The organism is Streptomyces sp. NPDC047079 (assembly GCF_040643755.1).
In the GTDB taxonomy this organism is placed as follows: domain Bacteria; phylum Actinomycetota; class Actinomycetes; order Streptomycetales; family Streptomycetaceae; genus Streptomyces.
Map to the genome: position 1 here is coordinate 253,227 of NZ_JBEYUZ010000005.1, position 23,816 is coordinate 277,042.

The 23,816-nt window shown below is 71.9% G+C and carries 27 protein-coding genes; 12 read left to right on the forward strand and 15 right to left on the reverse strand.

Translation table 11 applies throughout. The features are described from left to right. Positions 1-91: 91 nt before the first annotated feature. The 5 genes from ABZ823_RS10335 to ABZ823_RS10355 all read right to left on the reverse strand — a co-directional run bounded on the left by ABZ823_RS10335 (position 92) and on the right by ABZ823_RS10355 (position 3,181). A complete protein-coding gene (locus ABZ823_RS10335) occupies positions 92-1,492 on the reverse strand; it encodes an MFS transporter (RefSeq protein ID WP_361656508.1) in 1,401 nt (466 codons plus the stop codon). Positions 1,493-1,787: 295 nt separating this feature from the next. Continuing rightward, entirely contained in the window at positions 1,788-2,105 is a 318-nt protein-coding gene (locus tag ABZ823_RS10340) for a DUF2795 domain-containing protein (RefSeq protein ID WP_361656511.1), read from the reverse strand. 11 nt (positions 2,106-2,116) lie between these two features. Further along, the gene (locus ABZ823_RS10345; protein ID WP_361656514.1) at positions 2,117-2,290 is read right to left on the reverse strand and encodes a hypothetical protein; all 174 of its coding nucleotides are present in this window, start codon (positions 2,288-2,290) and stop codon (positions 2,117-2,119) included. A 122-nt stretch (positions 2,291-2,412) separates the two neighbouring features. Beyond that, positions 2,413-2,574, reverse strand: coding sequence for a hypothetical protein (locus tag ABZ823_RS10350; RefSeq protein WP_361656517.1), 162 nt, complete (start codon positions 2,572-2,574; stop codon positions 2,413-2,415). Positions 2,575-2,644: 70 nt separating this feature from the next. Beyond that, positions 2,645-3,181 (reverse strand): hypothetical protein, encoded by a 537-nt coding sequence (locus ABZ823_RS10355; RefSeq protein ID WP_361656520.1) that lies wholly within the window; start codon positions 3,179-3,181, stop codon positions 2,645-2,647. A 262-nt stretch (positions 3,182-3,443) separates the two neighbouring features. Here ABZ823_RS10355 and ABZ823_RS10360 point away from each other — a divergent pair, with 262 nt between their 5' ends. The 4 genes from ABZ823_RS10360 (at position 3,444) to ABZ823_RS10375 (ending at position 6,978) form a co-directional block, all read left to right on the forward strand. Then, entirely contained in the window at positions 3,444-4,856 is a 1,413-nt protein-coding gene (locus ABZ823_RS10360; RefSeq protein WP_361656523.1) for a cytochrome ubiquinol oxidase subunit I, read from the forward strand. Positions 4,857-4,946: 90 nt separating this feature from the next. Then, positions 4,947-5,969 carry a cytochrome d ubiquinol oxidase subunit II gene (locus ABZ823_RS10365; protein ID WP_361656526.1) on the forward strand — a complete coding sequence of 341 codons (1,023 nt, stop codon included), beginning with the start codon at positions 4,947-4,949 and terminating at the stop codon, positions 5,967-5,969. Positions 5,970-6,115: 146 nt separating this feature from the next. Next, the gene (locus ABZ823_RS10370) at positions 6,116-6,679 is read left to right on the forward strand and encodes a hemerythrin domain-containing protein (RefSeq protein WP_361656529.1); all 564 of its coding nucleotides are present in this window, start codon (positions 6,116-6,118) and stop codon (positions 6,677-6,679) included. A 104-nt stretch (positions 6,680-6,783) separates the two neighbouring features. Beyond that, complete coding sequence (locus ABZ823_RS10375; RefSeq protein WP_361656532.1) at positions 6,784-6,978, forward strand: DUF2795 domain-containing protein; 195 nt, start codon at positions 6,784-6,786, stop codon at positions 6,976-6,978. 107 nt (positions 6,979-7,085) lie between these two features. Here ABZ823_RS10375 and ABZ823_RS10380 read toward each other — a convergent pair whose 3' ends face one another. The 3 genes from ABZ823_RS10380 to ABZ823_RS10390 form a co-directional block, all read right to left on the reverse strand. Further along, a complete protein-coding gene (locus ABZ823_RS10380; protein WP_361656535.1) occupies positions 7,086-8,081 on the reverse strand; it encodes a glycosyltransferase in 996 nt (331 codons plus the stop codon). A gap of 40 nt (positions 8,082-8,121) precedes the next feature. Beyond that, positions 8,122-8,964, reverse strand: a complete 843-nt coding sequence (locus ABZ823_RS10385; RefSeq protein WP_361656862.1) for a glycosyltransferase — start codon at positions 8,962-8,964, stop codon at positions 8,122-8,124. Between the two features lie 639 nt (positions 8,965-9,603). Then, positions 9,604-10,569: a polysaccharide pyruvyl transferase family protein gene (locus ABZ823_RS10390; RefSeq protein ID WP_361656538.1), complete on the reverse strand. Its 966-nt coding sequence runs from the start codon at positions 10,567-10,569 to the stop codon at positions 9,604-9,606. A 189-nt stretch (positions 10,570-10,758) separates the two neighbouring features. Between ABZ823_RS10390 and ABZ823_RS10395 the strand changes: the two genes are divergently transcribed. Then, complete coding sequence (locus tag ABZ823_RS10395) at positions 10,759-11,616, forward strand: fructosamine kinase family protein (protein WP_361656541.1); 858 nt, start codon at positions 10,759-10,761, stop codon at positions 11,614-11,616. Between the two features lie 159 nt (positions 11,617-11,775). Here ABZ823_RS10395 and ABZ823_RS10400 read toward each other — a convergent pair whose 3' ends face one another. Further along, positions 11,776-12,105, reverse strand: coding sequence for a hypothetical protein (locus ABZ823_RS10400; protein ID WP_361656544.1), 330 nt, complete (start codon positions 12,103-12,105; stop codon positions 11,776-11,778). 353 nt (positions 12,106-12,458) lie between these two features. Between ABZ823_RS10400 and ABZ823_RS10405 the strand changes: the two genes are divergently transcribed. After that, the gene (locus ABZ823_RS10405) at positions 12,459-13,943 is read left to right on the forward strand and encodes a multicopper oxidase family protein (RefSeq protein ID WP_361656547.1); all 1,485 of its coding nucleotides are present in this window, start codon (positions 12,459-12,461) and stop codon (positions 13,941-13,943) included. 44 nt (positions 13,944-13,987) lie between these two features. On the opposite strand, the gene ABZ823_RS10410 is transcribed toward ABZ823_RS10405, so the two are convergent. Both ABZ823_RS10410 and ABZ823_RS10415 read right to left on the reverse strand, forming a co-directional pair. Continuing rightward, a complete protein-coding gene (locus ABZ823_RS10410; protein ID WP_361656550.1) occupies positions 13,988-14,473 on the reverse strand; it encodes a DUF2000 domain-containing protein in 486 nt (161 codons plus the stop codon). Between the two features lie 180 nt (positions 14,474-14,653). Then, positions 14,654-15,145: an Lrp/AsnC family transcriptional regulator gene (locus ABZ823_RS10415; RefSeq protein ID WP_361656553.1), complete on the reverse strand. Its 492-nt coding sequence runs from the start codon at positions 15,143-15,145 to the stop codon at positions 14,654-14,656. A gap of 317 nt (positions 15,146-15,462) precedes the next feature. Here ABZ823_RS10415 and ABZ823_RS10420 point away from each other — a divergent pair, with 317 nt between their 5' ends. Then, entirely contained in the window at positions 15,463-15,669 is a 207-nt protein-coding gene (locus ABZ823_RS10420) for a hypothetical protein (RefSeq protein WP_361656555.1), read from the forward strand. A gap of 106 nt (positions 15,670-15,775) precedes the next feature. On the opposite strand, the gene ABZ823_RS10425 is transcribed toward ABZ823_RS10420, so the two are convergent. The 3 genes from ABZ823_RS10425 to ABZ823_RS10435 form a co-directional block, all read right to left on the reverse strand. Beyond that, positions 15,776-16,030 carry a DUF5133 domain-containing protein gene (locus ABZ823_RS10425; RefSeq protein ID WP_361656558.1) on the reverse strand — a complete coding sequence of 85 codons (255 nt, stop codon included), beginning with the start codon at positions 16,028-16,030 and terminating at the stop codon, positions 15,776-15,778. A 139-nt stretch (positions 16,031-16,169) separates the two neighbouring features. Continuing rightward, positions 16,170-16,610, reverse strand: coding sequence for an Lrp/AsnC family transcriptional regulator (locus ABZ823_RS10430; protein ID WP_361656560.1), 441 nt, complete (start codon positions 16,608-16,610; stop codon positions 16,170-16,172). Positions 16,611-16,653: 43 nt separating this feature from the next. Beyond that, positions 16,654-18,003 carry a transaminase gene (locus ABZ823_RS10435; protein WP_361656563.1) on the reverse strand — a complete coding sequence of 450 codons (1,350 nt, stop codon included), beginning with the start codon at positions 18,001-18,003 and terminating at the stop codon, positions 16,654-16,656. A gap of 282 nt (positions 18,004-18,285) precedes the next feature. Between ABZ823_RS10435 and ABZ823_RS10440 the strand changes: the two genes are divergently transcribed. Together ABZ823_RS10440 and ABZ823_RS10445 are read left to right on the forward strand one after the other, a co-directional pair. Further along, positions 18,286-19,554 carry a hypothetical protein gene (locus tag ABZ823_RS10440; protein ID WP_361656566.1) on the forward strand — a complete coding sequence of 423 codons (1,269 nt, stop codon included), beginning with the start codon at positions 18,286-18,288 and terminating at the stop codon, positions 19,552-19,554. 303 nt (positions 19,555-19,857) lie between these two features. Then, entirely contained in the window at positions 19,858-20,196 is a 339-nt protein-coding gene (locus tag ABZ823_RS10445) for an STAS domain-containing protein (protein ID WP_361656865.1), read from the forward strand. Between the two features lie 278 nt (positions 20,197-20,474). Here ABZ823_RS10445 and ABZ823_RS10450 read toward each other — a convergent pair whose 3' ends face one another. Further along, positions 20,475-20,951, reverse strand: coding sequence for a MarR family transcriptional regulator (locus ABZ823_RS10450; protein WP_361656569.1), 477 nt, complete (start codon positions 20,949-20,951; stop codon positions 20,475-20,477). A gap of 144 nt (positions 20,952-21,095) precedes the next feature. Between ABZ823_RS10450 and ABZ823_RS10455 the strand changes: the two genes are divergently transcribed. From ABZ823_RS10455 to ABZ823_RS10465, 3 genes are all read left to right on the forward strand, one after another. Beyond that, positions 21,096-22,268, forward strand: a complete 1,173-nt coding sequence (locus ABZ823_RS10455; protein ID WP_361656572.1) for a PP2C family protein-serine/threonine phosphatase — start codon at positions 21,096-21,098, stop codon at positions 22,266-22,268. Between the two features lie 219 nt (positions 22,269-22,487). Beyond that, on the forward strand, positions 22,488-23,387 hold the full coding sequence (locus tag ABZ823_RS10460; protein WP_361656574.1) for an STAS domain-containing protein: 900 nt from the start codon (positions 22,488-22,490) through the stop codon (positions 23,385-23,387). Beyond that, entirely contained in the window at positions 23,384-23,803 is a 420-nt protein-coding gene (locus ABZ823_RS10465; protein WP_361656577.1) for an STAS domain-containing protein, read from the forward strand. Before ABZ823_RS10460 ends, ABZ823_RS10465 begins: the two co-directional genes overlap by 4 nt. Positions 23,804-23,816: the final 13 nt, after the last annotated feature.

The window sequence follows — 23,816 nt, forward strand, 5'->3', positions numbered from 1 at the left end:
AAGGGGCGGGGGGCCGACGCCGCGCCTCGGCGGCCGGGGCGGACGGCAGCCGCCCCGGTCCATCCCGGTCAGGCGGTCTGGCCCAGTCCCGTCAGGCGGCCTGGCTCAGTGCCGGCCGCGCCGGGACGGCGTCGCGCGGCCCGGTGCGCAGGAGCACCGGCCGTGCGCTTCGGCGGCCCCGCAGCGCGAAGCCCGCTGCGACGGAACCGGCGATGATCAGCCCGCCGGCCACGAGGGCGCCGCGCGCTCCGGCCAGCTGCATCAGAAGGCCGAGGGCGGGCGGGCCGGCCAGGCCCCAGGCCGTGCGGATGGTGCCCCATACGCCGAGCACACGTCCGCGCAGATGGGCGGGCGGGTCGGTCTGAAGCACGGTCGTCCCGGCGGTGTCGGAGACGGTCTCCACCACGGCCATGGGCAGGACCAGCACCAGCAGGACGGCGAGCGACGGCGACACCCCGGCAACGGCCTGGAGCAGACCGCCGACGGCGGCCAGGGTGCACACGAGGCGCACGGACGGCCGGCGCAGCCGGGCGCCGAGGACCGCGCCGATGATGCCTCCGACGGCGAGGACGGTGGACACCGTGCCGAACGCTCCGGCACCACCGGCGAGCGGCCCGGTCACGAGCACGGCGAGGGTCAGGCCGTAGTTCCGTCCGAAGACCGCGCTGAGACCGGTGATACCGGCGAGGGCGACGAGCCGGGGCCGGCGCACGAAGAAGGCCAGTCCCTCGCGGACGGTCATGTCCTCGGCGGGGGCCCGGGTGCTGCGCTGCGCGGGGATCGCGGGTGCGCCCGGCTTCTCGCGTGGTCCGGCACCGGGGGCCGGACGGAGGAACGGGATGACCGACGCCACGAACAGGAAGGACACCCCGTTGGCGGCATAGGCGGCGGCCGTGCCGAAGAACCCGACCGCCACACCGGCGAGCGCGGTGCCGGCCAGCCGGCCCGCACTGTGCACGAGTGAGCCCACCCCGATGGCGGAGGGGACGTCCTCGGCCCGGACGAGGTCGTTGCCCAGCAGGGCGCACGCGGGAGCGTCGACGGTGGCGACGAGACCGGTGACGGCGGCCAGCGCCAGCAGCACCGGAAGGTCGAGCCGCCCGAAGGCGACCAGCAGGGCCGTCACGAAGGCGACGACTCCGAGCAGCGCCTGGCTGACCGCGGCCGTGAGCTTCCGGGGCAGACGGTCGACGGCGGCACCGCCCAGAAGGCTCACCAGCAGGGCGGGAGCGGCCTGCACGGAGATGGACAGTCCCGTGGCGGCGGCGGAGCCGGTGATCTTCAGCACCAGCAGGTTCTGCACGGTGAGCTGCATCCACGTGCCGGAGTTGGACACGAAGTTCGCGAGGGACCACCAGCGCATGCTGCGGTACCGCAGGGAACGCCACGGCGAGGCGGACTCGGTCGGCGGCGGTACGGGAGCGGACTCCGGGACGGAAGACGGCGGAAGGGAGGCAGGGCGGGGTATGGAAACGGCAGGGGAAGAAGGCACAGTGACGACTCGGTTACGGTCCCGGGGGACTTACAGAGAAGGAATCGGCGAGAGCTCGGGAAACCGGGCTGCGCTGCGCGGTCGCTCCACCAGATCTTGCGGTGTGCCGTACTCGGCTCTGCGCCCCTCGCGGAGGCCCCGCCGAATACGACCTGTTCATCGTGGGGAACGGACCACCGAGTCGTCCACCGAGTGGTCTCGGCCGGGGCGCACGAAGAGTGGCAAGTCCCCGACAGTGTCGGGGACTTGCCACTGCTTGTGCACTTGCTCACAAGGGGCGGCCGACCGCCGTGGGTCAGCCCTCCAGTTCCTCCTGGATCGGTGGCTTGGGGGTGTCACGCAGGTGCTGCGAGAGCCCTGGCTTGCCGCCCTCGCGTGCCTGCTCGGCCCGCTGGCCGGCGGTGTGTCCGAGGTCGGAGTCCGGGTCCACCCGGACCGACCGTGCCACGTCCTCCCGGCTGGTGTACTGCTCGGGCGGAATGCCGCGCAGTGCCTTGATCACCTCGTCGGAGGCGCCTGCCGAGCGGGCTGCCGTCAGCAGCTCGTCCTTGCCGGCCGGGAAGTCGACGTCCTTGATCGCGTCCAGCACCTCCGGGACGCTGGTGTGTGCCATGAGGGGTCTCCCTACCGGTCCTCGAAGTCCTCTCGCTTGATTCCCGCCTCGTCCATGGCCTCACGGATGGTGCGGCCCGAGGGCCCAGGGGTGGTGCGGGACTTCTCGTCCTGGTCGTCCCCCCGCTTCGAGACCACCTCGTCGGTTGTGTCCGTCTTCGGCCGGTTCTCCTCGGGAACAGTCATCGCGGCATTTCCTCACGTGTGCCTTCCTTGTCCTGCGCGAGGGCGAGTACCCGGGACCCGCCGCTGGAACCCCGGAGACATCGGGAACAGCGGAAACATCGGGAACACCGGTGGTGGCCCTCTCAGCCCCCGGCATCGTCCGCGGCGGTACCGACGTCCTCCTGACCGGCCTCGTCCGCCTCGCCCTCGGCCTGCGAAGGCGTGGTGCGCGGGGGCTGGTCGGCTTCGCCCATCTCGTCCGGGAACCGCTCGCCCTCCGCCTGGGAAGGTGTGCTCTCGCTCATCGGTGCCTCCTCCGGAACGTGGTCAGCCCGGGACGTGGTCAGCCCGGGACGTGGTCAGCCCGGGACGTGGTCAGCCGGCCAGGAATGTCTCCCGCGACTGCCGCAGGCGCAGATCCTCCAGCGTCCGCAGCTGTCTCACGGCTCGTTCGATCAGTTGGTCGAGCTGCTCGGGGTCCAGGCGTGCGTCACTGTCCGCGACCAGGCGCAGCGTCCGCCATCCGGCGGCCTTGCCCTCCACCCCGAGCCGGAGCAGCTCCAGCTCGACCAGCGTGGTGAGCGGTGAGCGGCCGACGAGACGGCCGTTGGGCTTCAGACGCCCCGCCAGCTCGAGCGCACCCGCCGCCCAGGTTTTGTAGCGGCGCGCCGGAACCCCGAGCCTCCTCATCAGCCGGAGCAGGGCCTCGCGGTCCTCCGCGATCTCGGCCGCGATCGGTTGCAGAGGCGCACCGAGCGGGGAGCCGCGCAGCGACCTGGCCAGGTACGCGGCACGGCGGGACCCGACGGTGGAGCCCGCCAGATGGTCGTTGAGATAGATGCCCAGCAGGTCCGTCCGGATCCGGCCGGCCTGGCGCGCGGCGTCCGCGCCGACGCTCCGTACATCGCCCATCCCGCCTCACCCCTTTCTCCACGGCGTGTCCGTGGGTGGATGCGGGCCCGTCGAGTACCCGCGCCACCTGCGCCCCATCCGCCCCCGGGCCGCTTTCGTTCGCCGTGCGCCATGGGCTGCGGCGGGCCGGCCGCCTTCGGCGATGCTCCGTTTGCGGGGAAAACCGACAGGTCACGCGCGGCGCGCCCGCTTCGGACCGCGCGACGGGCAACGGTGTCAGGGCGGCCGTCGGTGGCGCCGCGCGGGAGAGAGGAAGTGTCCGATGGAACCGGTCACCGTGCTGCCGCGAGCACTGAGCGCCGCCGCCGTCAGCCCGGGCAACCTGGACGCCGCACGGGCCCAGATGGGCTTCTCCCTGGCCTGGCACATCGTGCTGGCCTGTCTCGGCGTCGGACTGCCCCTGCTGACCCTGCTGATGGAGTGGTGGGGCGGACGTACCCAGGACCCCTCGTACCAGCTGCTGGCGCGGCGGTGGGCCCGGGCCATGGGGGTGCTCTTCGCGGTCGGCGCGGTCTCGGGCACGATCCTCAGCTTCGAGCTCGGCCTGCTGTGGCCGGGTCTGATGGGTATCTACGGTCAGGTCGTCGGGCTGCCGTTCGCCATGGAAGGCATCGCCTTCTTCATCGAGGCGATCTTCCTGGGCATCTACCTGTACGCATGGGACCGGCTGCCGCACCGCCTGCATCTGCTCACGGGAGTGCCGATCGTCGTCGCCGGAGTGGCGTCGGCCTTCTTCGTCGTGTCCGCCAACGCCTGGATGAACCAGCCCCGCGGCTTCACCCTGCGCGACGGCAAGGTCGTCCAGGTCGACCCGTGGGCGGCCATGTTCAACCCGGCGACTCCGCCGCAGACCACGCACATGATCCTCGCGGCCCTGATGGTGGCGTCCTTCCTGACGTGCAGCGTGTACGCGGTCGCGCTGCTGCGTGGCCGCCGGGACCGCTACCACCGCGTGGGTTTCACCGTTCCCCTGGCCCTGGGCGCGCTCGTCACTCCCGCCCAGCTGATCGTCGGCGACTGGGCCGCCCGCTTCGTGGCCCAGTACCAGCCGGTGAAGCTCGCCGCGATGGAGGGGGTCTACCGCACCGGGAGCCACGTTCCGCTGACTCTGGGCGGCATCGCCGGCCCGGACGGCCTGCAGTACGGGCTGGAGATTCCCAACGGGCTGTCCCTGCTTGTCGGCTTCAGCCCGGACACGGTGGTGAAGGGACTCGAGCAGGTGCCGCCCGCCGACCGGCCCCCGGTCACGGGGGTTCACCTCGCCTTCGACCTGATGGTCGGCTGCGGCATGTTCCTGCTCGTGGTCGGTCTGTGGCTGCTCCTGCTCGCGCTGCGCCACAGGCGCCGTCGCGGTCCCTGGCTGGTGGGCGCGGGCCGCCCGCTGCGGGTGTTCCTGGCGCTGGGGGCCCTTACCGGTCCCGCGGCGGTCGTGGCCCTCGAGTGTGGCTGGACGGTGACCGAGGAGGGGCGGCAGCCGTGGGTGGTGTGGGGCCTGCTGCGCGTTCACGACGCCGTGAACGTCGCCCCGGGACTGATGGCCGGGCTGTGGCTGGTGGTCGCCGTCTATGTGCTGATGACCGTCGGCACGGTGTACGTGCTGCGCCGTCTGACGCGGGACCGGCCCGTCCCTGTCGCGCCCCAGGAGAGCGACGTGGAGGAGTACCCCGTTGTCTGAGTCGTCCGACCGGTCACCCATCGGGTCCCTCCACACCGCCGGATCCACCCGCACCCCCGGATCCGCCCGCACCGAGACAGGAGGACGCTGATGCTCGCCGACACGACGCTGGCCGTCATGTGGGTCGGCCTGACCTGCTACGCCCTCTTCGCCGGTGCCGACTTCGGGGCGGGCCTGTGGGATCTTCTCGCCGGCGGGATCGCGCGCGGCAGAGCGCCGCGTCGCCTCATCGAGCACAGCATCGGCCCGGTCTGGGAGGCCAACCACGTATGGCTGATCTTCGTCGTGGTCCTGCTGTGGACGGGCTTCTCCCCGGTGTTCGCCGCCGTGATGTCCACGCTGTACATCCCGCTGACCCTGACCGCCATCGGGATCATCGCGCGCGGCGCCGCGTTCGCCTTCCGCAAGGCCAGCACGGAGGTGTGGCAGCAGCGGCTGTTCGGCGGCTGCTTCGCGCTCTCCTCGGTCGTCACGCCCTACTTCCTCGGCTCGGTCGCCGGAGCCGTGGCCTCCGGGCGTGTACCACCGGGCCTGGCGAAGGGGAACCTGATCACCAGCTGGCTCAATCCGACGTCCGCGCTCGGTGGCGTACTGGCGGTCCTCACCTGCGCCTATCTTGCGGCCGTGTATCTGAGCGGGGACGCCGCCCGGTCCGGCGACGCGCGGCTGTCGGCCTATTTCCGGCACCGGGCCCTGATCACGGGGGTGGTGACCGGGGTCGTGGCGCTGGCCGGCATCGCGGTCCTGCACGCGGACGCCCCGCAGCTGTTCCACGGTCTCACCCACCGGGCGCTGCCCCTGGTCCTGGTGTCCGCCGTGCTGGGCGCGGTGAGTCTGGGGCTGCTGCTGCGTGCCGAGGTGACCTACGTGCGGGTCACGGCGGCGACTGCCGTCGCCGCCGTTCTGTGGAGCTGGGGAGCCGCCCAGTACCCGTTCATGCTGCCCCCGTCGGTCACCGTCGGCGCCAGCGCCTCCGAGCCCTCCGTGCTCGGCACCAGCCTCGCTGCACTCGCGGTCGGCGCGGTGCTGCTGATCCCGTCACTGCTGTGGCTGTACGGCCTCTTCCAGCGCCGTCCCGCCGCCGCGCGCGCGGAGGACCGGCGTGACTCCTGAGCCTGCGGGGCCGCACCACACCTCGGGCCCCGGGCATCGGCCGTACGGGGGCCTTGACGAGAGGATCCGTTAGGCGGACGCCGGCCGGGGCACCCGGCGTCCGGGCCCCGTCGTAGGGCCGTCGTATCGCAGCGGAGGTGCAGAACATGGGACACGGAGGAAACGTCATCAACGAGCTGGTGACGGACCACCGGGAGGTGGAGGAGCTCTTCGGTCGCATCGAGGCTCTGCCGCCCGGGGACAAGGACCGCAAGGTCTACGCGGACCAGGTCACCATGGAGCTGGTGCGCCACTCGGTGGCGGAGGAGGCCTATCTCTACCCGGCCGTGCGCAAGTACCTGACCGACGGGGACGCCATCGCCGACAAGGAGATCGAGGACCACTCCAGGGCCGAGCGGATCATGAAGGACCTGGAGGGCCAGGAGGCCGACGATCCCGAATTCGACCGTCTCATCGGCATGCTCATGACCGAGATCCGGGCGCATGTGGCCGACGAGGAGGAGAACCTCTTCCCCAAGCTCCAGCAGGTGGCTTCCGCGGAGGCGCTGGACGATCTGGGGGAGAAGGTCCGGCGGGCCAAGAAGACGGCTCCGACCCGCCCGCACCCGTCCGCGCCCGACACTCCTCCGGCCAACAAGCTGCTCGCGCCCGGCGCCGGCCTCGTCGACCGGGTCCGCGACGCGCTCACCGGCCGCGGAAAGAAGGACTGACCCATTCCGCATCGTCCCGCCGGGGGGCGGGTACTCGCCCCCCGGCGCTTCTGCGGCGCCGACTCAACCGGAACACCGACCCATCTCACCGCCCTGGAGGAGCCATGGCGGATGTCAGCCCCACCGACCTTCAAAAAGCACTGTCGGGCGCGGAGTACCCGGCCGACACACAGCAACTGACGAAGGTCGCGCAGAACAACCATGCGCCCAAGGAGATCACCGAGCGCATCTCACACCTCGGCAAGAAGAAGTTCCAGAATCCGGCCGAAGTGAGCAAGGCCGTCTTCCAGAACGAGTGACCCGAGGGTGCGGGAAGAAGCGGCGGCCGGGGAGCGGTTCCCCGGCCGTCGCGCCGCTCGGCACGTCTCCGCCCCCATCCCGCCCCGGACAGACCGTCGACGGGTCGTCAGCCGACGTACCTGCGGGCCGGGGAGTGGCGCCGCGCCCGCTCCAGGGCCACCAGCCGGGCCTCGAGCTCGGCCGGCACCGGATCACGCTGCCGGAGCACCCAGGGAAGCCCCGCCAGCGCTCGTCCGAACGCGCGTACCGACGCGCGGTCCCGGGGCACGGTGCGTGCCAGATACCAGGTACGGCGCGCCGCGGACGGCCAGGGACGGCGCAGCCATGTGAACCAGAGCGTGTTGCGCAGGCCGAGGACGCGTCGTTCGGTGCTGTCCCGGACCGGGGACGCCGCGTGATGGATGGTCAGTTCGGGTACGTAGCTCAGCCAGTGACCCCGGCGGAGGAGGTCGGTCGCGAGGAGTTCCTCCTCGCCGCCCAGCCACAGCCCGGGATGGAAGCCCCCGACGGACCGGAAGGCGCTGGTGCGCATCACCGTCGCGGCGGCGAGGAACGATCCCAGGGCGGGGCCGGGCAGCCAGTCGGGACCGGTGAGGGGGGAGCCACGGAGTTCCGCGACGACGGGGTCCTCCTCCCCCGACGGCTCGACCACGATACGAGCCGTCACGGCGGCGAGGCCCGGGTGGGCGTCGAGGAGGTCCGCCGCCCGCCCCAACGAGCCGGGCTCCCACCAGGTGTCGTCGTCGCAGAACGCCACATAGGGCGTCCGCACGTACCGCACCGCGAGGTTGCGGCCGACGGCCCCCAGGTTCCGTCCGGGCCGTAGCAGCCGCACCTCGGGAAACTGCCGGGTGACGGCCTCCGGGGTGCCGTCGCCCGACCCGTTGTCCGTCACGATGACGTCGGGGCGCTCCGGGAGCTCCCGGAGGGTGCGCAGGGTACGCAGCAGTTCGGGGCAGCGGTCGCGGGTGATCACCACGACGGTCGTGCGGGGATCCGCGCGTCCGTCGCCGGGACCGGTCCGGGCTCCCCGCGCACGGCCGGTCCGCGCGCGGTCCTCGTGGGCAGGCGTGGCGCGTCGGTGGGTGGCGTCGTCGGTCATGTGCGCTCCGCTCCTCCTCGCTCGCCGTTGTCGTCGGCGGTCATGGTGCCGCCCGGTCAAGCAGACGGGCCGCGTGCTCCACGCGTTCGGGCAGCGCTTCGCGGTGCTTGACGGCAGCGGGAAGCCGCGCGAGCGCACCGCGCAGGGCCGCCCCGGCGTCGCGCTCGCCCCGGGCCGCCGCCGCGGCCAGGGCGGCGGTGCGGCGCAGGGCCAGCGTGAGGGGCCGCCGCATCCACGCGGTGAGCAACGCGTTGCGTCGCTGGACCGCCGAGCGGCCGGGCCGCCCACCGGGCTCGGGGTGGTGATGGGCCGTCACCGAGGGCACATGGGTGACCCCCCAGCCACGGGCCGCCAGGTCGTAGGCGAGCAGTGTCTCCTCGCCGCCGAAGAACAGCACCCGGTGATAGCCGCCGGCGTCCAGGAAGGCACCGCGGCGCACCACCGCCGCGCAGGCGAGGAAGCCCAGCACGGGGCGGCCGGGCAGGTCTGCTGCGGGTGGCAGCGGCGAGTTCGCGAGTACGGCGTTCAGCGGGTCCTCGGCACCGTCCGGGCCGACGAGGGTGCGCGCCGCGAGCAGGCCCAGCCTCGGGTACGCGTCGAAGAGGTCCGCGGCGGTCTCCAGGGCACCCGGGGCCCACCAGGAGTCGTCGTCGCTGAAGGCGACGTACGGGGTGGTGGCGTGTTGCACCGCGAGGTTGCGCCCGACAGCGCCCAGGTTCCGTCCGAGAGCCAGGACGCGAGGGCCCAGCGGATGGGCGCGCACCGCGGCCACCGTCACCTCGGAGGAGCCGTTGTCCACGACGATCACCGGGGGCCGGTCGGGCAGGTCGGCCAGCCGGTCCAGGGTGCGCAGTACGCTCCGGTAGCGATTGCGGGTGATCATCGCCACGGTGACCCGGCAGGAACGTCCGCCGGGTGTGGGAGTGCCGCAGTCGCCGGGGCCGGGCAGGGGCTCCTCCGGGAGGGCGGAGTGCGTCACCGGAGTGGTGCGGCGGCGGTCACCGGTGGCCCCGCCCTGCGGCTCCCCGGCCATCAGCATGGCGCCGACGGCCGGACCGTCCGGGAGGACGCCGCCCAAGGCCTCGGACACCGCGACCAGTCCCGTCACCGCGACCGCTCCCCCACTGGACCACAGCTGCCTGGCCTCGCGTCGGCGAGGGCCCGCGGGTCGCCGTGGACCTGTTCTCCGGTCACCCGGGTACGGCCCCAGTCGGGCCGGGTCCTGGATGTCGCGGAGAACGTCGTCGGCGTCATGCGTTGCGTTCTTCCTTCCGACCATGAGGATGCCTGCACACGGCGCCGGACCCGGTGCCCCGCCGGGCTCCCCGAAGGACGCCGAGGGTCCCGCGTGGGACCGCCCGGCCGCCGCTGCCGTGACGACAGCGGCTCGAGTGCCCCACCGGTCCCCTCTCATGCTCCGCCGGGTGATGCGCCTGCGCCACATGGGCCGTTCACCGGGCCACGGCGCCGCCGCGCCGGCTCCGGGCAGCGGCCGCATCGGGCAGCACTGCGCCGGACCGCGTCAGCGGGTCCGGCCGGGGGACGGCGCCGTCCCCCGGTCCACCGGGGGACTTCCGGTCCCGACCGTCTCCAGCGGCTCGGACAGGGCCGCGACCAGCCCGGCGGCGCTGTCCGCATCCGGTTCCTCCAGGAATTCACGGCGCACCTGCCGGGCCGCCACCCGGCCGGAGGTCAGGCACCACTGCCACCAGTGATCCAGCCGCCGGGTACTGAGACGGTCGACCGGCACCAGAGCGGGCCAGCCGCAGGCGTCGGCCTGGGCGGTGAGCTTCGCGCCGCCCGCCACCGGGTCCACGGCCAGGGCGGGCACCCCGCCGCGCAGGGCGAGCACCAGTCCGTGCAGCCGATCGGTGACCACGAGATCCATCCGCGCCAGCACGGACTGCACCTGGCCGGGGGTGGCGCACAGCCGCCAGTCGCGGCTGTCGAGCCGGGTCTCCAGCTCTAGGCGGGCGCAGTCCTTCTCCTTCAGCCACCGCGTGAGCTCCTCGGCGGCTTCACCGTGCCGTCGCCTCGCCCCGTATTCGTGCTGCCCGTGCGTGAGGATCACCCCGACGACGGGCGTCGCGGGTTCGGCGGGGGCGTGGGCGGCGAGGTCGGGCTCCGGCTCGGCGGCCGGGGCGTCCCTCGGCAGCACCCGGTGGAACCCGGTGACCGCCGGGTCCTGGACGTCGAGCACGGAGGTCCCGACGGCGATCCGTACGCAGTGCGCGAACCGCCGGTGCAGCTCCTTCACTTGGGATCCGTGCAACGGGCCGCAGACGAAGACCAGATGGGTGTACGCGAGCGGCCGCACATCGTCCAGGTGCAGCGCCGAAGGCCTGAAGCCCGCGCTCCAGGCCACGTCGTAGTCGATGCCCTCCTGGCGCAGCACATCCTCCACCCGCCGCAGGGCCAGTACGTCCCCTGCGGTGGCCTCACCGTCCAGGAAGCTGAACCACCCGGTCAGCAGAACCCTCTCTCGCACACTGCTGACGAGTTCCCCGCTCGTCCGTGCCCACTCCCCTCTTCCGTCCCGGTTCCGCCCGGGGGCGCCGGTCACCTTGCGGTCGGAACCGGCGCGCGGGCCGGGGCGTACGGTAGCGTCCGGGACCGAGGGGCATCGCCGAGAGAGGCGAGCGCGCTGACCACCGGGCATCGCTGAGGGAGGCGAGGCGTGCTGACCACGGAGGGTGCCGCCGCCGCCCGTTTCACCGGGCGCCCGGTGACGGGTGAACGCGCGGTGTCCGGGTCGCTCACCGAGGTCACTCTCGGCGGGGGCCTGGTCGTGATGGTCAAGCGCGGCGACGCCCCCGGCGCGCTGCGGGCCGAGGCGGCGGGGCTGCGCTGGCTCGCGGACGCCGGTACGGTCCGTGTTCCCGCTGTGCGCGGCCACGACCGCCACCGGCTGGTGATCGACCGTGTCCCGCCCGGCCGGCCGAACGCCGGCGCGGCGGTCCGCTTCGGCCGCGACCTCGCCGCACTGCACGCCGCCGGGGCGCCCGCCTTCGGCGCGCCGCCGCCCGGCGGCCCGGAGGACGCGTCCATCGGTCGGGCGCCCCTGCGCAATGTCCCGTGCACCGACTGGCCGGACTGGTACGCGGAGCACCGGGTGCTCCCCTATCTGCGGGCTGCCGTCGACGACGGCACCCTGCGCCCCGCCGAGGCGGCGGTGGTCGAAGACGTCTGCGAGCGGCTGCCCGAACTGGCCGGTCCCGCGCAGCCGCCCGCCCGGCTGCACGGCGACCTGTGGAACGGCAATGTGCTGTGGGGCGCCGACGGACAGGTCTGGCTCATCGACCCGGCCGCGCACGGCGGCCACCGGGAGACCGACCTGGCGATGCTCAGCCTCTTCGGGTGCCCCCGTCTCGACGCGGTCCTGGACGGCTACCAGGAGGCGGCACCTCTGGCCGACGGCTGGGCGGACCGCGTCCCGCTGCACCAGCTGTTCCCGCTGCTGGTCCACACGGCGCTGTTCGGCCGTGGCTACGGCGAGCAGGCTCTCGCGGCGGCACGGGCGGCGCTGAGCCGGTGACCCGGGTACGGCCGTGACCCGGCCGGACCTCGGCCGCCCTCGGGGTGGCACACACCCCGCCGCCGGCCGCCCCGTGTACGGTCGCCTGGCTTCCTAATTCTGTTGTCACATGGGTCTGTTCGCGAGGACGGGTTCTGGCTTGATCCCCGCGTGCGGATTTCAGCAGTTGTCTTCGACGTAGAGCATGCGGCGTCCCGGCTCGGTGCGGAACTCGTGAGCCAGGTATCGGCCGGTCGGCGACGTTCCGCCGGGGCCCTTGTACTCGTCTTTGATCCGGTCCCAGAGCATGGGACGTTCGGTGTCCGTCGTAAGCCTGGGGCTCGTACCGCCCATGTCCCCCCAGACCACAGGCGTGGTGACGTCTTCGACGAGTCGGCGGACGACGCGCAGGTCCAGCCGCTTGCGGTGAAGAACCCAGCTCGTCCCTTGGTCGTCGAGGAGGGTCAAGGGTTCGTTCACACTGTCGGGGTTCACGGGAAGCGGCTGCATACGAACGAGTCTTCCAGACGCCTTCACTGCGGAGGCACCGCAGACGGTCCTCCTCTGCAGCCCGTCAGCAGCTGAGCGGGCCCGTGTCCTGACGCGCGAGTCCGCCTCGGTGGACCCCGTGCGCCCGCCCTGCCGCTTCACCGCCCGGAGCACGACCTGCTGCTGTTTGAGTGCATGCCGCCCCCGTCCGCGCGTCGGCGGTGCGGAGGGGGACGTTCTCTTGCCTACGCTCCCGCTGACGGACCGTCGACATTCCGTCGCCACCTCCGGCCGGGCGTCACTCGCGCGGCCGCACGGCTTATCTGGGGAGAGATGTGTTCGGGCCCATTACTCGTTCTCCGCTGATCCGATCGGTGGTCGGCCTGGCCCTCGCCTCCGCCTGGCTGGCGGGCTGCACAAGCGGGGCCCCGAAGGGGCTGACCGACGGACCGCACGAGCCCGCGGCGGAGGACGGCCCCGCGGCCGCGGGCCTCGGCCCCCGGTTGCAGGACCCTCCGGAGCTGGTGAGCCACGACGGCGTGCTGAAGGTCCGCATCGTCGTGGAGCGGCGCAAGGTCCGGGTCGGCAACCGCCGGCTGTACGCCACCACGTACAACGGGGCGTATATGCCGCCGACCCTGCGGGTACGGCCCGGCGACCGTATCGACCTCACGATGACCAACAACATCGACGAGGACACCAATCTGCACACGCACGGGCTTCATGTCTCGCCGCGCTCCCCCTCGGACGACATCTTCATCGCCATCAAGTACAAGAAGTCGTACCACTACTCGTACCAGCTCCCGCGCAACCACCCGATCGGCACCTACTGGTACCACTCACACGCCGACATGTTCTCCGCCCCGCAGGTCGCCGGTGGCGAGTCGGGCGTCCTCATCGTCGACGGCCTTCAGCAGTATCTGCCGGCGTCGCTGCGCGGCATCACCGAGCACACGATCGCGCTCAAGGACTTCCAGGTGCAGGGCGACTCGATCAAGACTCGTCCTCTGAGCATCGGCGCGCCGACCCAGCGCACCGTCAACGGGCAGCAGACCCCTGTCATCACGCTCCGGCCGGGCGAGATCCAGCTGTGGCGACTGGCCAACATCGGCGCCAACATCTACTACCGGCTCCACCTTTCGGGCGCCCGCTTCCATGTGATCGCCCAGGACGGCATCCCCGTGCGCAAGGTCCACGCCGAGGACACACTGCTCATCCCGGCGGGCGCCCGCTTCGACGTCCTCGTCCAAGGCGGCAGTGCCGGCACCGCCCGGCTGGAGACCCTGCCCTTCGACAGCGGCCCGGCCGGGAACAAGTTCCCCCAGGCCGACCTCGCGACCGTCGTCACCAGCGGCACGCCCATGGCGCCGGCCACCCTCCCGACCGACTTCGCCCCCCACGAGGACCTGACCAGGGCGCCGATCGCGGCCCGCAAGACCTTCGTCTACACGGAGAACAAGGCGGGGACGAAGTTCTTCATCAACGGCCGGGCCTTCGATCCCCACCGGACCGACTTCACCTCGGACCTGGGCACGGTGGAGGAGTGGACGGTCCGCAACGAGGCGGACGAGGCCCACACCTTCCACGTCCACACCAACGACATCCAGCTGATGAGCACCAACGGGAAGGCACAGCCGCCCACCCACGGCTGGTACGACACCGTAAACGTGCCCCCGCGCGGGGTCGTCGTCCTGCGCGTCCACTTCACCGACTTCACCGGCAGGACCGTGCTGCACTGTCACATCCTGAACCACGAGGACGGGGGCATGATGTCCGTGCTCGACATCGTCAAGCCCCGCCCCAAAAGCCAGGAAACCCGCCCGGGGAGCCAGGCGCCCCAGGGGTCCCGCACGGGGTGACGGCGGCTGCCGGGCGCTCGCCGGTGCCTGAGGGCGGCCATGCGTCACGGCAGCAACGGGAGCTTTCCCACGATCTTGTTGACGCGGTTGCGCGGTCCGACGATGCTCACGGCGCAGTAGCGGAGGTCGTCGGCCTCGGTCTTGCCCAGGGCGGCCCGGTAGTCGGCGTACACGAGCGTCTCCTGGGCGAGGGCCGGCATGTCGGCAACGAAGGTGTCGGCGTACGAGGCCGCCTTGGTGCGGATGGCGCGCAGCGCCTCGGCGTCCGCGGCGAGCACCGAGCACCCCGCCCAGGGCAGCCCCGGGTGGACGCTGCCGTCGGCGTCGGTGCCCTCGTCGCCGAGCAGGCCCGTGACCGCGGACTGCGTCGCCGCCGCCGTGCAGATCGCCGCGTTCACCGCGCGTCCCGGCGGCAGCTCCCGGTCCACGACGACGACCCACTTCAGCCGGGCGGCGCGGGTCGAGACGGTCGGGTCCACCTCGTGGGGGGCGAAACCGATGGGGGTGCTGATCGTGCTGTCGTCGGCCATGGGAGCTGTCTCCTGAGCGTTTCTGCGGTCGGGCAGCGTGAGCCTAGGCAGATGAGCGCCAGGAGGACAGGAGCTCCGAATTTTCGGCCGCCAGGGCGGTGCACCGGGCGTCGACGGCGTACTTCATGCGGCGATCCGCAGCACCCGGCACAGGATGTGCGGGAGCGATGCCCCGCGTCCTCACCGGCCCCTTTCCCGGTCCCGTGGGCGATCGGCGGCAGGCTCGACACGACGGGTCCGGACGTGCTCGTAGGCCATGGTCGTCTGCACGTCGGCGACCTCGCGCCGTTCGGTCAGACGGTCGATCACGAAGGCGTAGACGCCGTTGACGTCCGGCACGGCGATGTGGATGAGGAAGTCGTGCGCGCCCGAGGTGACGAACAGGCCGATGACCTCAGGGAGTTGGGCGGCCCACTCGCGGAACCCCTCGATGACGGGACGGGCCGGCGGCCGGATGCGTACGGAGATGAGGGCCTGCACCGGGCGGCCCACCGCCTCCAGGTCCACGGCCGCGTGGTACCCCGTGATCACTCCGCGTTCCCGCAGCAGTCGCACCCGCTCCAGCGAGGTGGACGGGGACACGCCCGTCCTTGCGGCCAGGTCCCGGTTGGTCCGGCGGGCGTCGTTCTGCAACTCCCGCAGCAACGCGCGATCGAGGGCGTCCAAGTCCATGAGGTCCACGGTACGCCGTACGAAATTCGGCCGGAGTCCGCACCGACCGCACGGGCGCGCCTGTCACCGCGCCGAGCGGCGCGGGCCTTCCGGTCCCTGCTGCCGCCCCCGGCTCCGGGACGCGCCGGGTCGCACTACGTCACGTCTCGCAACTCACCGTGCCCGACGGCCGGGTTCGCGGTTGCGTCGCAGGTGGTCGTGCGTCTCTCGGGATGCGCGCGGCGTCATCTCGATGAAAGGTGAGGGAAGAGGTGGTGCCCCGCCCCCGGGACGACCGCGGGTGCCACCACCGCGGATCGACTCGCATAGGAGACACCATGTCGACGTCACAGCCTGATGCGTCCCGTCGGCCCTCCGATGACCGTGCCACGCCGGATGAACTGCTGCACGCCCTTCCGGCGGAGACCTCACCGGAGGACCTGGTCCTCGCCTCGGGCAGGGACATCACCCCCAGTACGCTCGCATGGGCGGAGCGCAAGCTCGCCGCCGAGGGACGAGCCGCGTTCGACAAACTGCTGCCCTAATGGTCCCGTCCGAAGGTCACCGCGCCGGAACGCCCGTGTCTCCGGCGCGGTGACCTTCGGACCGGCCCCTGCTCCGGGACGAGCCGCGCACACCCGACGACCCGCGTCAGACGGCCACCGGCAGACCGCTCTCACCGTCCGCCTGCTGCGCGGAGTCCTTCCCGACACCCGCGACGAGCAATGCGTCCGCGGCCTCCACGGCCTCGTGCACGGTGCGGGTCCCCATCATGACGCACAGCGTGTAGCTGACGTCCTCGAGTTCTCGTGCCCCTTCGGGTGTCTCCCTCTCGGCGAGTGCGATCCGCAGGGACGCGTACCGGGTCAGCAGCCCTCTGACCACCTTCAGATCCGGAACGAGCACAGCGAGGCCCTCTCTCTCGATTTTCGACCCGTGTGCCCCGCCACGCGCGGACCATGCACAACTCCGCCCACGTGAGCACTTTTTTGGCACGATCTCTACGCCCGGAGACAACGGAGGTCCCCTCGCTGGAAGGCGGTTCCTATCCGACGTTCCAGAGGAACCGATGGGTGTGGATGCCGAAGTAGGGGAAGGTCTGCACGCGTTCGACGCCCTCCGTCACCCGGACCACGTCGCCCACGAAGTCGAGCAGTTCGCGCGGCCCGGCACAGACGACTTCCACGAACAGATCGAACCCGCCTGACGTCAGGACCGAGTAGACCACTTCCGGGTGGGCGGCCAACTCGTCGGCGACGGCGCGCGGATCGCCGTCCGCCGTGACGCCGAGCAGGGCCATCGCCTGGCCGCCCATCCGCATCGGGTCGGTGACGCCGACGACTTGGACGACCTTGGTGTCGAGGAGCCGTTGCAGACGCTGGCGGGCCGCCGAGGCGGACAGACCGACCCGCGGGCCGAGGTCGGCGTACGCGATACGGCCGTCGGTCTGCAGCTCACGCAGGATGGCCCGGTCGATCTCGTCCACGCTCTTCCCTCCCGGCGGTCGTCGCCCAGCCTACCGATGCCGGTCAGGCGACCAGCTCGGACAGGGCGGCGTCGAACACCTCGGTGTGGGTGTCGACGTCCTCCTCGGTGGTCGCCGGACACATCAGCGCCATGTTGTGGAACGGGGTGAGCAGCACGCCCCGGTTGGCCAGGAAGAGATGGAGGTAGTCCTCCAGCTCGGTGTCGGAGGCGGCCGCCGACTCGGTGCCGGTGCGTGGTGCGGGGTTCGCGAAGCGGTACTCGGTACGGGCGCCGAGCCGGCTGACCGACCACGGGAGCTCCCGCCGTTCGATGCACGACCGCACGCCGTCCTCGAACCGCTGGGACAGTTTCACCATCCCGGCGAACGCCTCGTCGGTGAGGACGTGTTCCAGGGTTGCCCGGGTCGCGGCCACCGAGAGCGCGTTGCCCGCGAGGGTGCCTCCGACACCGCCCATGTCGACGAGGTCCAGGTCCTCCCGGCGGAGCAGCCGCTCCGCCAGCCCGGCGGACAGCCCGTAGGCACCTGCCGGGATGCCGCTGCCGATCGCCTTGCCGATGGTGAGCAGGTCGGGTTCGAGGGCCCAGGCGGCGGTGCAGCCGCCGGGGCCCGCCGAGAAGGTGTGTGTCTCGTCGTTGATCAGCAGGGTGCCGGTCCGCCGGGTCAGCTCCCGCACACCCGCGAGGTACCCGGGCTCGGGGAGCACGATGCCGATGTTGGTGAGTGCGGGCTCCATGAGGACCGCGGCCACGTCACCGTGTGCGAGCTCGGCTTCGAGCTGGTCGAGGTCGTTGAACTCGGCGACCCGGCTGGTCAGGGTGACGTCGCAGGGCGCCCCCACGTTGCCGGGCCGGGCCGTGCCGCGCCCGTCCGGTCCCACCACGATGAGCGACTCGTCGACACTGCCGTGGTAGCTGTAGCTGTTCACCAGGATCTTCGGGCGGCCCGTGACCGCCCGCGCGAGCCGGATCGCCCACCGGTTGGCGTCGGTCGCGGTCAGCGAGAAGCTCCACCGGGTGAGCCCGAAACGTCGGGTGAGCTCGGCGCCGACCCACTCGGCGTCCTCCGTGGGCAGCATCGCCGTCGCACCGCCCAACTCGGCGAACCGGCGGTGCACGGCCGTCGTGACCGCGTCCGGGGAGTGACCGGTCATCGCGCCGGTGTCGCCGAGGCAGAAGTCGATGTAGTCGTGGCCGTCGATGTCCGTGACCCGGGCGCCGCGTGCGGCGGCGAGGTAGCGCGGGAATGCGCCCGCGGTCTTGTTCATCCAGGTCATCGGGACCCGGCCGAAAAGGTGGTCGGCGCGTTCATAAGCGGCCCGCGAACGCGGGTTCCGCCGCTCGGCCTCGGCGCCCTCGCGGGCGAGGAGCTGACGCAGACGGGAGCGGTCCATGGCGTACCCCTTATGTCCGGCGACACATGATGGCCAGGACTGTACGACCGAAACCGTTGTCCAATCAACGCCAGACAGTTGAATCTGTTGTTTCCGCAGTCGATTCGAGCGTCCCCGTCTGTGGGAGGAGTGATGCGGCGATGCGGTGCGCCGCCACCCGCCAGAGGGGCATACGGTGGGACGAAGCGATCATGACCCCGCCGCCACCCCCCGTCCCGGCCCCGCGAGGTGCGTGACCACACTGGGAACCGCACCCGTCCCGATTCCACACAGAGTGACCTCATGGCAAAGTCCCCCACCGCCCCCGCCACGGCTCCCGACACCGTCTGGCCGGCGCGCGGGCGCCACCTCGGCCCAGGCGCCGAGGACATCGTCCGGCACCGGCTGCGGGAACTGAAGAACACCGCGGTCATCCAGGACCACCTGGAGTTCGAGGGCTCCCGGGGCGGTGTGCCCCACCGCGCCTTCGAGGCCCGCTGGCTCGTCGCAGACGACCTCGTCGTACGGGCCCGCCTGGACATCGAGGAACCCGACGAGAAGGACGGCACGCAGGAGTGGGTGCTGGTGGCGGAGGCGGACGGACCCTGGGACCTCGACTGGCCTTCACCCGTCACCGTCTTCTGGCCCGAGGACGGCGACGTGCCCTGGGACCACGACGTGGTCGGGAACCTGCGCTTCCGGGAGATCAACCGGCTGCCCGCGGAGGACCGGGCGCTGCGGCGCCTGCTGAAGGACTGCGCGCGCCACTCATGGAGCGTCCACGTGATCATCCACGAGGCGATGACGCCCGACGAGCGCGGGCTGCGTCCCCTCGCGCCGCTGCTGCCGCCCGGCCTGCGGCACCGGATCGTGGAGCACCGGGCTGCGCCCGAGCAGTTCCAGGTGGCCAACTGGGCGCTCTACGACCTCGGCGCGCGGGTACCCCGGGGAGGTGCCGTGGTGCTGCCCTCGGCACCGGCCGCCTCCGGTGTCGGCGATGACGGCTTCGCCGTACGCACCGTGTTCCTGGACGGTTCGGAACCGGTGGAGCTCATCGAGACCGTGTGCCGCTACGCCCTGGAGCCCCGACCGCTGCCCGAGGGCGCCGAGGAAGTGCTGTCCGATCTGCGCGCACAGTGGCATCTGACGACTCTGGAGGAGGAGTTGGCCGACGCGCGCCGCCGGCTCGCCGCCTACGCCGAGGCCTTGGACGCCATGACGAAGTCCCGGGACCTGTACCGGGAGGCGGCCGAGCTGGCCCACGAGGCGCTGGCGGCCTACCGGGACTCGGCAGGCACGCTGCCCTCACCGCGGCAGGAGCCGAGCAAGCGGGAAGGTTTCTCCCTGCGCACCCTGGCGAAGTCGCTGGAGCGCGTCCGGGACGGCGCCAAGCTGCTGCGCCCGCCGGGCACCGGGGAGCCCCGCGCCGCGGGCCCGGCCGACGGGGAGACCGCCACCGGCCGGGCCGCGCATCCGGACGAGGACGCCTCCGCGGCCGGCGGCCGGGAGCGGGGCGGGTGGGCCGAGGTCCCTTCACCTGCGAAGCCGTCCGACGGACGGAAGCAGGAGTAGCCGCCGCGCGCCGCCCCGGTCGGCAGCCACCGCCTGGGCGCACCCGCTCGCCCCGGTGCGTCGCGCTCGATGCCGCGCGCGGGGCGCAGGTCCACAATCCGCTGGTGTGGACGCGGTTTCGGAGGGTACTCGGTGCCGGACTCGCCGCCGGGGCACCGCTCCGGCGGCGAGAGGTTGATCACTCCCGGAGCTCGGCTCGCGGTGCATCCGCGGTCCGTCCCGGGGTAGGCGAGCCCGCGCACGCCGTACGTATGGGAGGACATTGTGTCGGCTGAGCAGACCCCCCTGTCCATCGAAGTGACGATGCCCCGGGAGGATGTGGCGCTGGTCATCGTGAAGGGTTTCCTGGACGTCGACACCGCGACGGAGTTGCATCACCACCTCGCCAACCAGATGCACCACGGTCGCCGCCATCTGCTGCTCGACCTCTCGTCGGTGCCGTTCATGGACTCGTCCGGTATCAACATCATTCTCAAGGCCTACAAGGAGACCCGGCAGGTCGGCGGCTCGATCGGCGTCATCGATCCGGCCCCGGCGGTCCAGCGGATCCTCGATCTGACTGGGGTGAGCCTGACGGTCCCGTCCTACAAGACCGCGGACGAGGCGCTCGACGAGACCGGCGGCGCGCTGAGCCGTCCCTAGCGGAACCCGTCGGCGGCGGGACGCGGACGCGTCCCGAGCCGGGCTCACGGTGATCGTCCCGCCCCCGGGTGGTCCCTGGGCGGGTGAACGCCCACCCGGGCGACCTTGTCGGCGACAATACTTGCCGTTTGACAACTGTAGCCGTCGGGCAACAAAGTGAAGGGCATCTAAAGCACGGAGGGAACTGGGATGTTGCGGTGGGCGGAGCCGGCTGCGCGCACCGGCCGACCGCGGCATGTGCCCGGTCCACGCACTGTGGGCACCTGCCCGCCCGCGGCTCAGGCCGTCCGGGCGTCGGTTCCGTCGTCCTCCTGGAGCTGTGCCGCCGCGGCGGCACAGAAGGCCTCCAGGCCCTGTAGGAGCGCCGTCCGCTTGGCCGCCGGCATCTGGGCGAGGACGGACTCCAGCGCGTGCTCACGCCGTTCACGCAGCTCGGCCAGGAAGGAGCTGCCCCGACGGCTCAGGTACAGGCGCAGCTCGCGCCGGCTGGTCGAGCTGACCGCGCGCTCGACGTACCCGACCGCCTGGAGGCGGTCGCAGAGTCGGCTCGTCGACGGCGGGGTCGACCCCAGCGCGTCGGCGAGCGTACGCAGATTGATGCCCTCGTGGTGCTCCAGTATGAAGAGCACCCGCAGCTGGGAGGCCGAGACGGGAGCCGTCGGGGCGCGCCCCCACAGGACTTCCAGCAGCTGCGCCGCCTCTGAGGTCACACGGGCCACCTCGCTGGGCTCGGGGCGCGGGCTGAAGGACGTCACCTACTCATTCTCCCAGGCTTCTCGAATCCTGTCGGCCTGCCGGGGCGACAGCTCACGCATAACGATAGATACGGGCACGGACACACGGCCGTCCAGGGCGTGGGTCCGGAATCGTACTAGTGGAAGAATGGCGTAACCGACATCGTGAACAGATTCGTCGCAGCCGAGAGGGCGCTCCGGAACGCGGCTCCCCACCGGTTGGTGGAGGCCCTCCGGGAAGTGTTGCGCAGCCAGTTCGCGGCCGAGTCCGTCGAATTCCTGATGGCCGACTACGGGCTCTCCGTCCTTCAGCCCGTCTCCGCGCAGCCCCACACCTGTGACCCCGTGGCGATACACGGCACCACGGTCGGCCGGGCCTTCGGCGCGCAGGACCCCGTTGTGGAGGAGAACGGCGACCTGACCCGGGCCCATCTGCCGGTGACGGTACGCGGTGACCGGCTCGGTGTACTGACGGTCACACTGCCGTCGGAGACGGCCGTCGAGGCCCTGCCCGAACTCATCGACGTCGCGGGCGTCCTCGGTCACGAGGTGATAGTGGCCGATCGGGACACGGACTTGTACCTGCGGGCCAGACGCCGGGACCGGCTGACACTCGGGGCCGAGATGCAGTGGCAGCTGCTCCCGGGCCGGTCGTGCGCCCGCCCGGAGTACGCGCTCGGCGCCCAGCTGGAGCCCGCCTACGCGATCTTCGGCGACAACTTCGACTGGTCGGCCGGGTCCGACCGGCTGATGCTGTACATCACCAACGGCATGGGCCAGGGCGTCGAGGCGACACTGCTGACCAACCTCGGCATCAACGCGCTGCGCAACGCCCGGCGCGCCGGGATCTCCATGGAGGACCAGGCCGCCCTCGCCGACCAGGCGGTCTACGCCCACTACCGGGGCGCTTCCCATCTGTCGGTGCTCCTGCTGGACTTCGAGCTGTCCACCGGGCGGGTGAAGGTCGTGGACGCCGGCTCCCCGCAGATGCTGCGCCTGCGCGGCCGGACCGTGGAACCGGTGGACTTCGAGGCCCAGCTGCCCCTCGGCATGTTCGAGGAGACCGACTACGTCACACAGGAGTTCTCCGTCCTACCGGGCGACCGGCTCGTCTTCGTCAGCGACGGCGTCTACGGCGCCGCAGCGCCGGGAGGTGAGACCTACGGCGAGAAGGCGCTGGCCAAGGCGATCGCCGCGACGCGGCTGCTCCCGGCCGCCGACGTGCCCGGCGCCGTCCTCAGAGAGCTGACGAGCCACCGGGGCGGGCCCGCCCCCGAGGACGACGCGCTCGTGGTATGCCTGGACTGGTTCGGGCGTCAGCAGGACTCGCAACACTAGCCAGGGGGTCGACTCGTCAGGCGCCTGGTCCGCTCCGACCGACGCCCCGGATACGGACGGCAGTCGGCCAGGTCCCCCATTCGTTGGACGATCTTCCAGGGGGGCGGCGGGTGTCGGGTGCGACCTCCCATGATTACAGTTGTCGCGCGACAATGAACCGCGCTCTCCGAGGTGGCTCCCTGGCGGCCGGGTGAGCAGACGTACGAAGGAGACAGGGACATGACGGACCAGGAGTCGGCAACGGACCGAGGAGAGTCGGCCCGAGTAGTGGGGGACTTCCTGCAACGCCGCCGGGAACAGATCTCCCAGCGCTGGGCCGACGAGACACTGTTCCGGACGGTCTTCACGGTCTCCCGTGACGAGGCGGTGGAAGCCGCCGGCGCCCTCGTGGAGGCGCTCGCCGTGGTGGCCGCCACCGGCCGGATCGAAGACCTCCGGGCCCCGGGCTTCTCCGGGGTGCGCGAACAGCTCGCCCGGATGGCCGCCTCCCGCGCGCGGGCGGGCGCCTCCCCCACCCATATCGCCGACGAGGTGGCGGCGCTGCGCCCCTCGGTCAGCGAGCTGCTGGCCGCCGATCTGGCCGAGGCGGACGGGGAGGCGACCGGCCCGTACCAGGTGACGCTAACCGTCCTGCTGGGCACCCTGCGCCTGGTCGTCATGGAGACGGCCCTCACCGCGGGCGAGGACATCATCGAGCGGCAGCACCTCCAGCTGCTCGAAGTGGCCACCCCCGTGATCAAGCTGTGGAACGGCATCGTCGCGGTCCCGCTGATCGGCACGCTGGACAGCGCGCGCAGCCAGGTTGTGATGGAGAGCCTGCTGGAGGCCGTCGTCACCCAGCAGGCACGGTACGCGATCCTGGACATCACCGGGGTGCCCACCGTCGACTCCCTGGTGGCCCAGCACCTGATGAAGACGGTCGCCGCGGCCCGCCTGATGGGGGCGGAGTGCATCGTCTCCGGCATCCGGCCGGCCATCGCCCAGACCATCGTGCACCTGGGTATCGACCTGGGTACGGTCGTCACCCGCGCGAGCCTCGCCGACGCCCTCGCCCACGCCCTCCACCAACTGGGTGCCGTGATCGTCGACCGGTCGGCCACCGGCGGGGGCCCACGGTGATCGGCGGCCTCGGCGGCCCGGAGGGCGCTCATGTCCCCGTACTCAAGCTCGGTGAGGTCCTGCTCGTCACGCTCCAGGGCGAACTTCATGACGAGGCGGCCGAACAACTCCAGCAGGACTTGGCGGCGGCCATTACCGACAGCTCCGCGAGCGGTGTCGTCATCGACGTCTCCGGAGTGGAGATAGTCGACTCCTTCCTGGGCCGCGTGTTCGCCGAGATCGCCGCGAGCGCCAGGCTGCTCGCCGCGGAGACCGTGGTGGCCGGTATGCGCCCCGCGGTCGCCATCACCCTGGTGGAACTCGGACTCACCCTGCCAGGCCTGCGCACCGCGCTGGACACCGACGAAGCCCTGCGGATGCTGACCCGGGCGTCCACCCCCCTGTCCCACGTTCCAGGACGCCAGGAGAACGCGTGACGGAGACATCGGG

Bases quoted from the DNA above. Each gene is read 5' to 3' on its own strand.
- ABZ823_RS10340 (WP_361656511.1), bottom strand. From the start codon at position 2,105: ATGGCACACACCAGCGTCCCGGAGGTGCTGGACGCGATCAAGGACGTC.
- ABZ823_RS10345 (WP_361656514.1), bottom strand. From the start codon at position 2,290: ATGACTGTTCCCGAGGAGAACCGGCCGAAGACGGACACAACCGACGAG.
- ABZ823_RS10350 (WP_361656517.1), bottom strand. From the start codon at position 2,574: ATGAGCGAGAGCACACCTTCCCAGGCGGAGGGCGAGCGGTTCCCGGAC.
- ABZ823_RS10355 (WP_361656520.1), bottom strand. From the start codon at position 3,181: ATGGGCGATGTACGGAGCGTCGGCGCGGACGCCGCGCGCCAGGCCGGC.
- ABZ823_RS10360 (WP_361656523.1), top strand. From the start codon at position 3,444: ATGGAACCGGTCACCGTGCTGCCGCGAGCACTGAGCGCCGCCGCCGTC.
- ABZ823_RS10365 (WP_361656526.1), top strand. From the start codon at position 4,947: ATGCTCGCCGACACGACGCTGGCCGTCATGTGGGTCGGCCTGACCTGC.
- ABZ823_RS10370 (WP_361656529.1), top strand. From the start codon at position 6,116: ATGGGACACGGAGGAAACGTCATCAACGAGCTGGTGACGGACCACCGG.
- ABZ823_RS10375 (WP_361656532.1), top strand. From the start codon at position 6,784: ATGGCGGATGTCAGCCCCACCGACCTTCAAAAAGCACTGTCGGGCGCG.
- ABZ823_RS10380 (WP_361656535.1), bottom strand. From the start codon at position 8,081: ATGACCGACGACGCCACCCACCGACGCGCCACGCCTGCCCACGAGGAC.
- ABZ823_RS10385 (WP_361656862.1), bottom strand. From the start codon at position 8,964: ATGATCACCCGCAATCGCTACCGGAGCGTACTGCGCACCCTGGACCGG.
- ABZ823_RS10400 (WP_361656544.1), bottom strand. From the start codon at position 12,105: ATGCAGCCGCTTCCCGTGAACCCCGACAGTGTGAACGAACCCTTGACC.
- ABZ823_RS10410 (WP_361656550.1), bottom strand. From the start codon at position 14,473: ATGGCCGACGACAGCACGATCAGCACCCCCATCGGTTTCGCCCCCCAC.
- ABZ823_RS10415 (WP_361656553.1), bottom strand. From the start codon at position 15,145: ATGGACTTGGACGCCCTCGATCGCGCGTTGCTGCGGGAGTTGCAGAAC.
- ABZ823_RS10420 (WP_361656555.1), top strand. From the start codon at position 15,463: ATGTCGACGTCACAGCCTGATGCGTCCCGTCGGCCCTCCGATGACCGT.
- ABZ823_RS10435 (WP_361656563.1), bottom strand. From the start codon at position 18,003: ATGGACCGCTCCCGTCTGCGTCAGCTCCTCGCCCGCGAGGGCGCCGAG.
- ABZ823_RS10440 (WP_361656566.1), top strand. From the start codon at position 18,286: ATGGCAAAGTCCCCCACCGCCCCCGCCACGGCTCCCGACACCGTCTGG.
- ABZ823_RS10445 (WP_361656865.1), top strand. From the start codon at position 19,858: ATGCCCCGGGAGGATGTGGCGCTGGTCATCGTGAAGGGTTTCCTGGAC.
- ABZ823_RS10460 (WP_361656574.1), top strand. From the start codon at position 22,488: ATGACGGACCAGGAGTCGGCAACGGACCGAGGAGAGTCGGCCCGAGTA.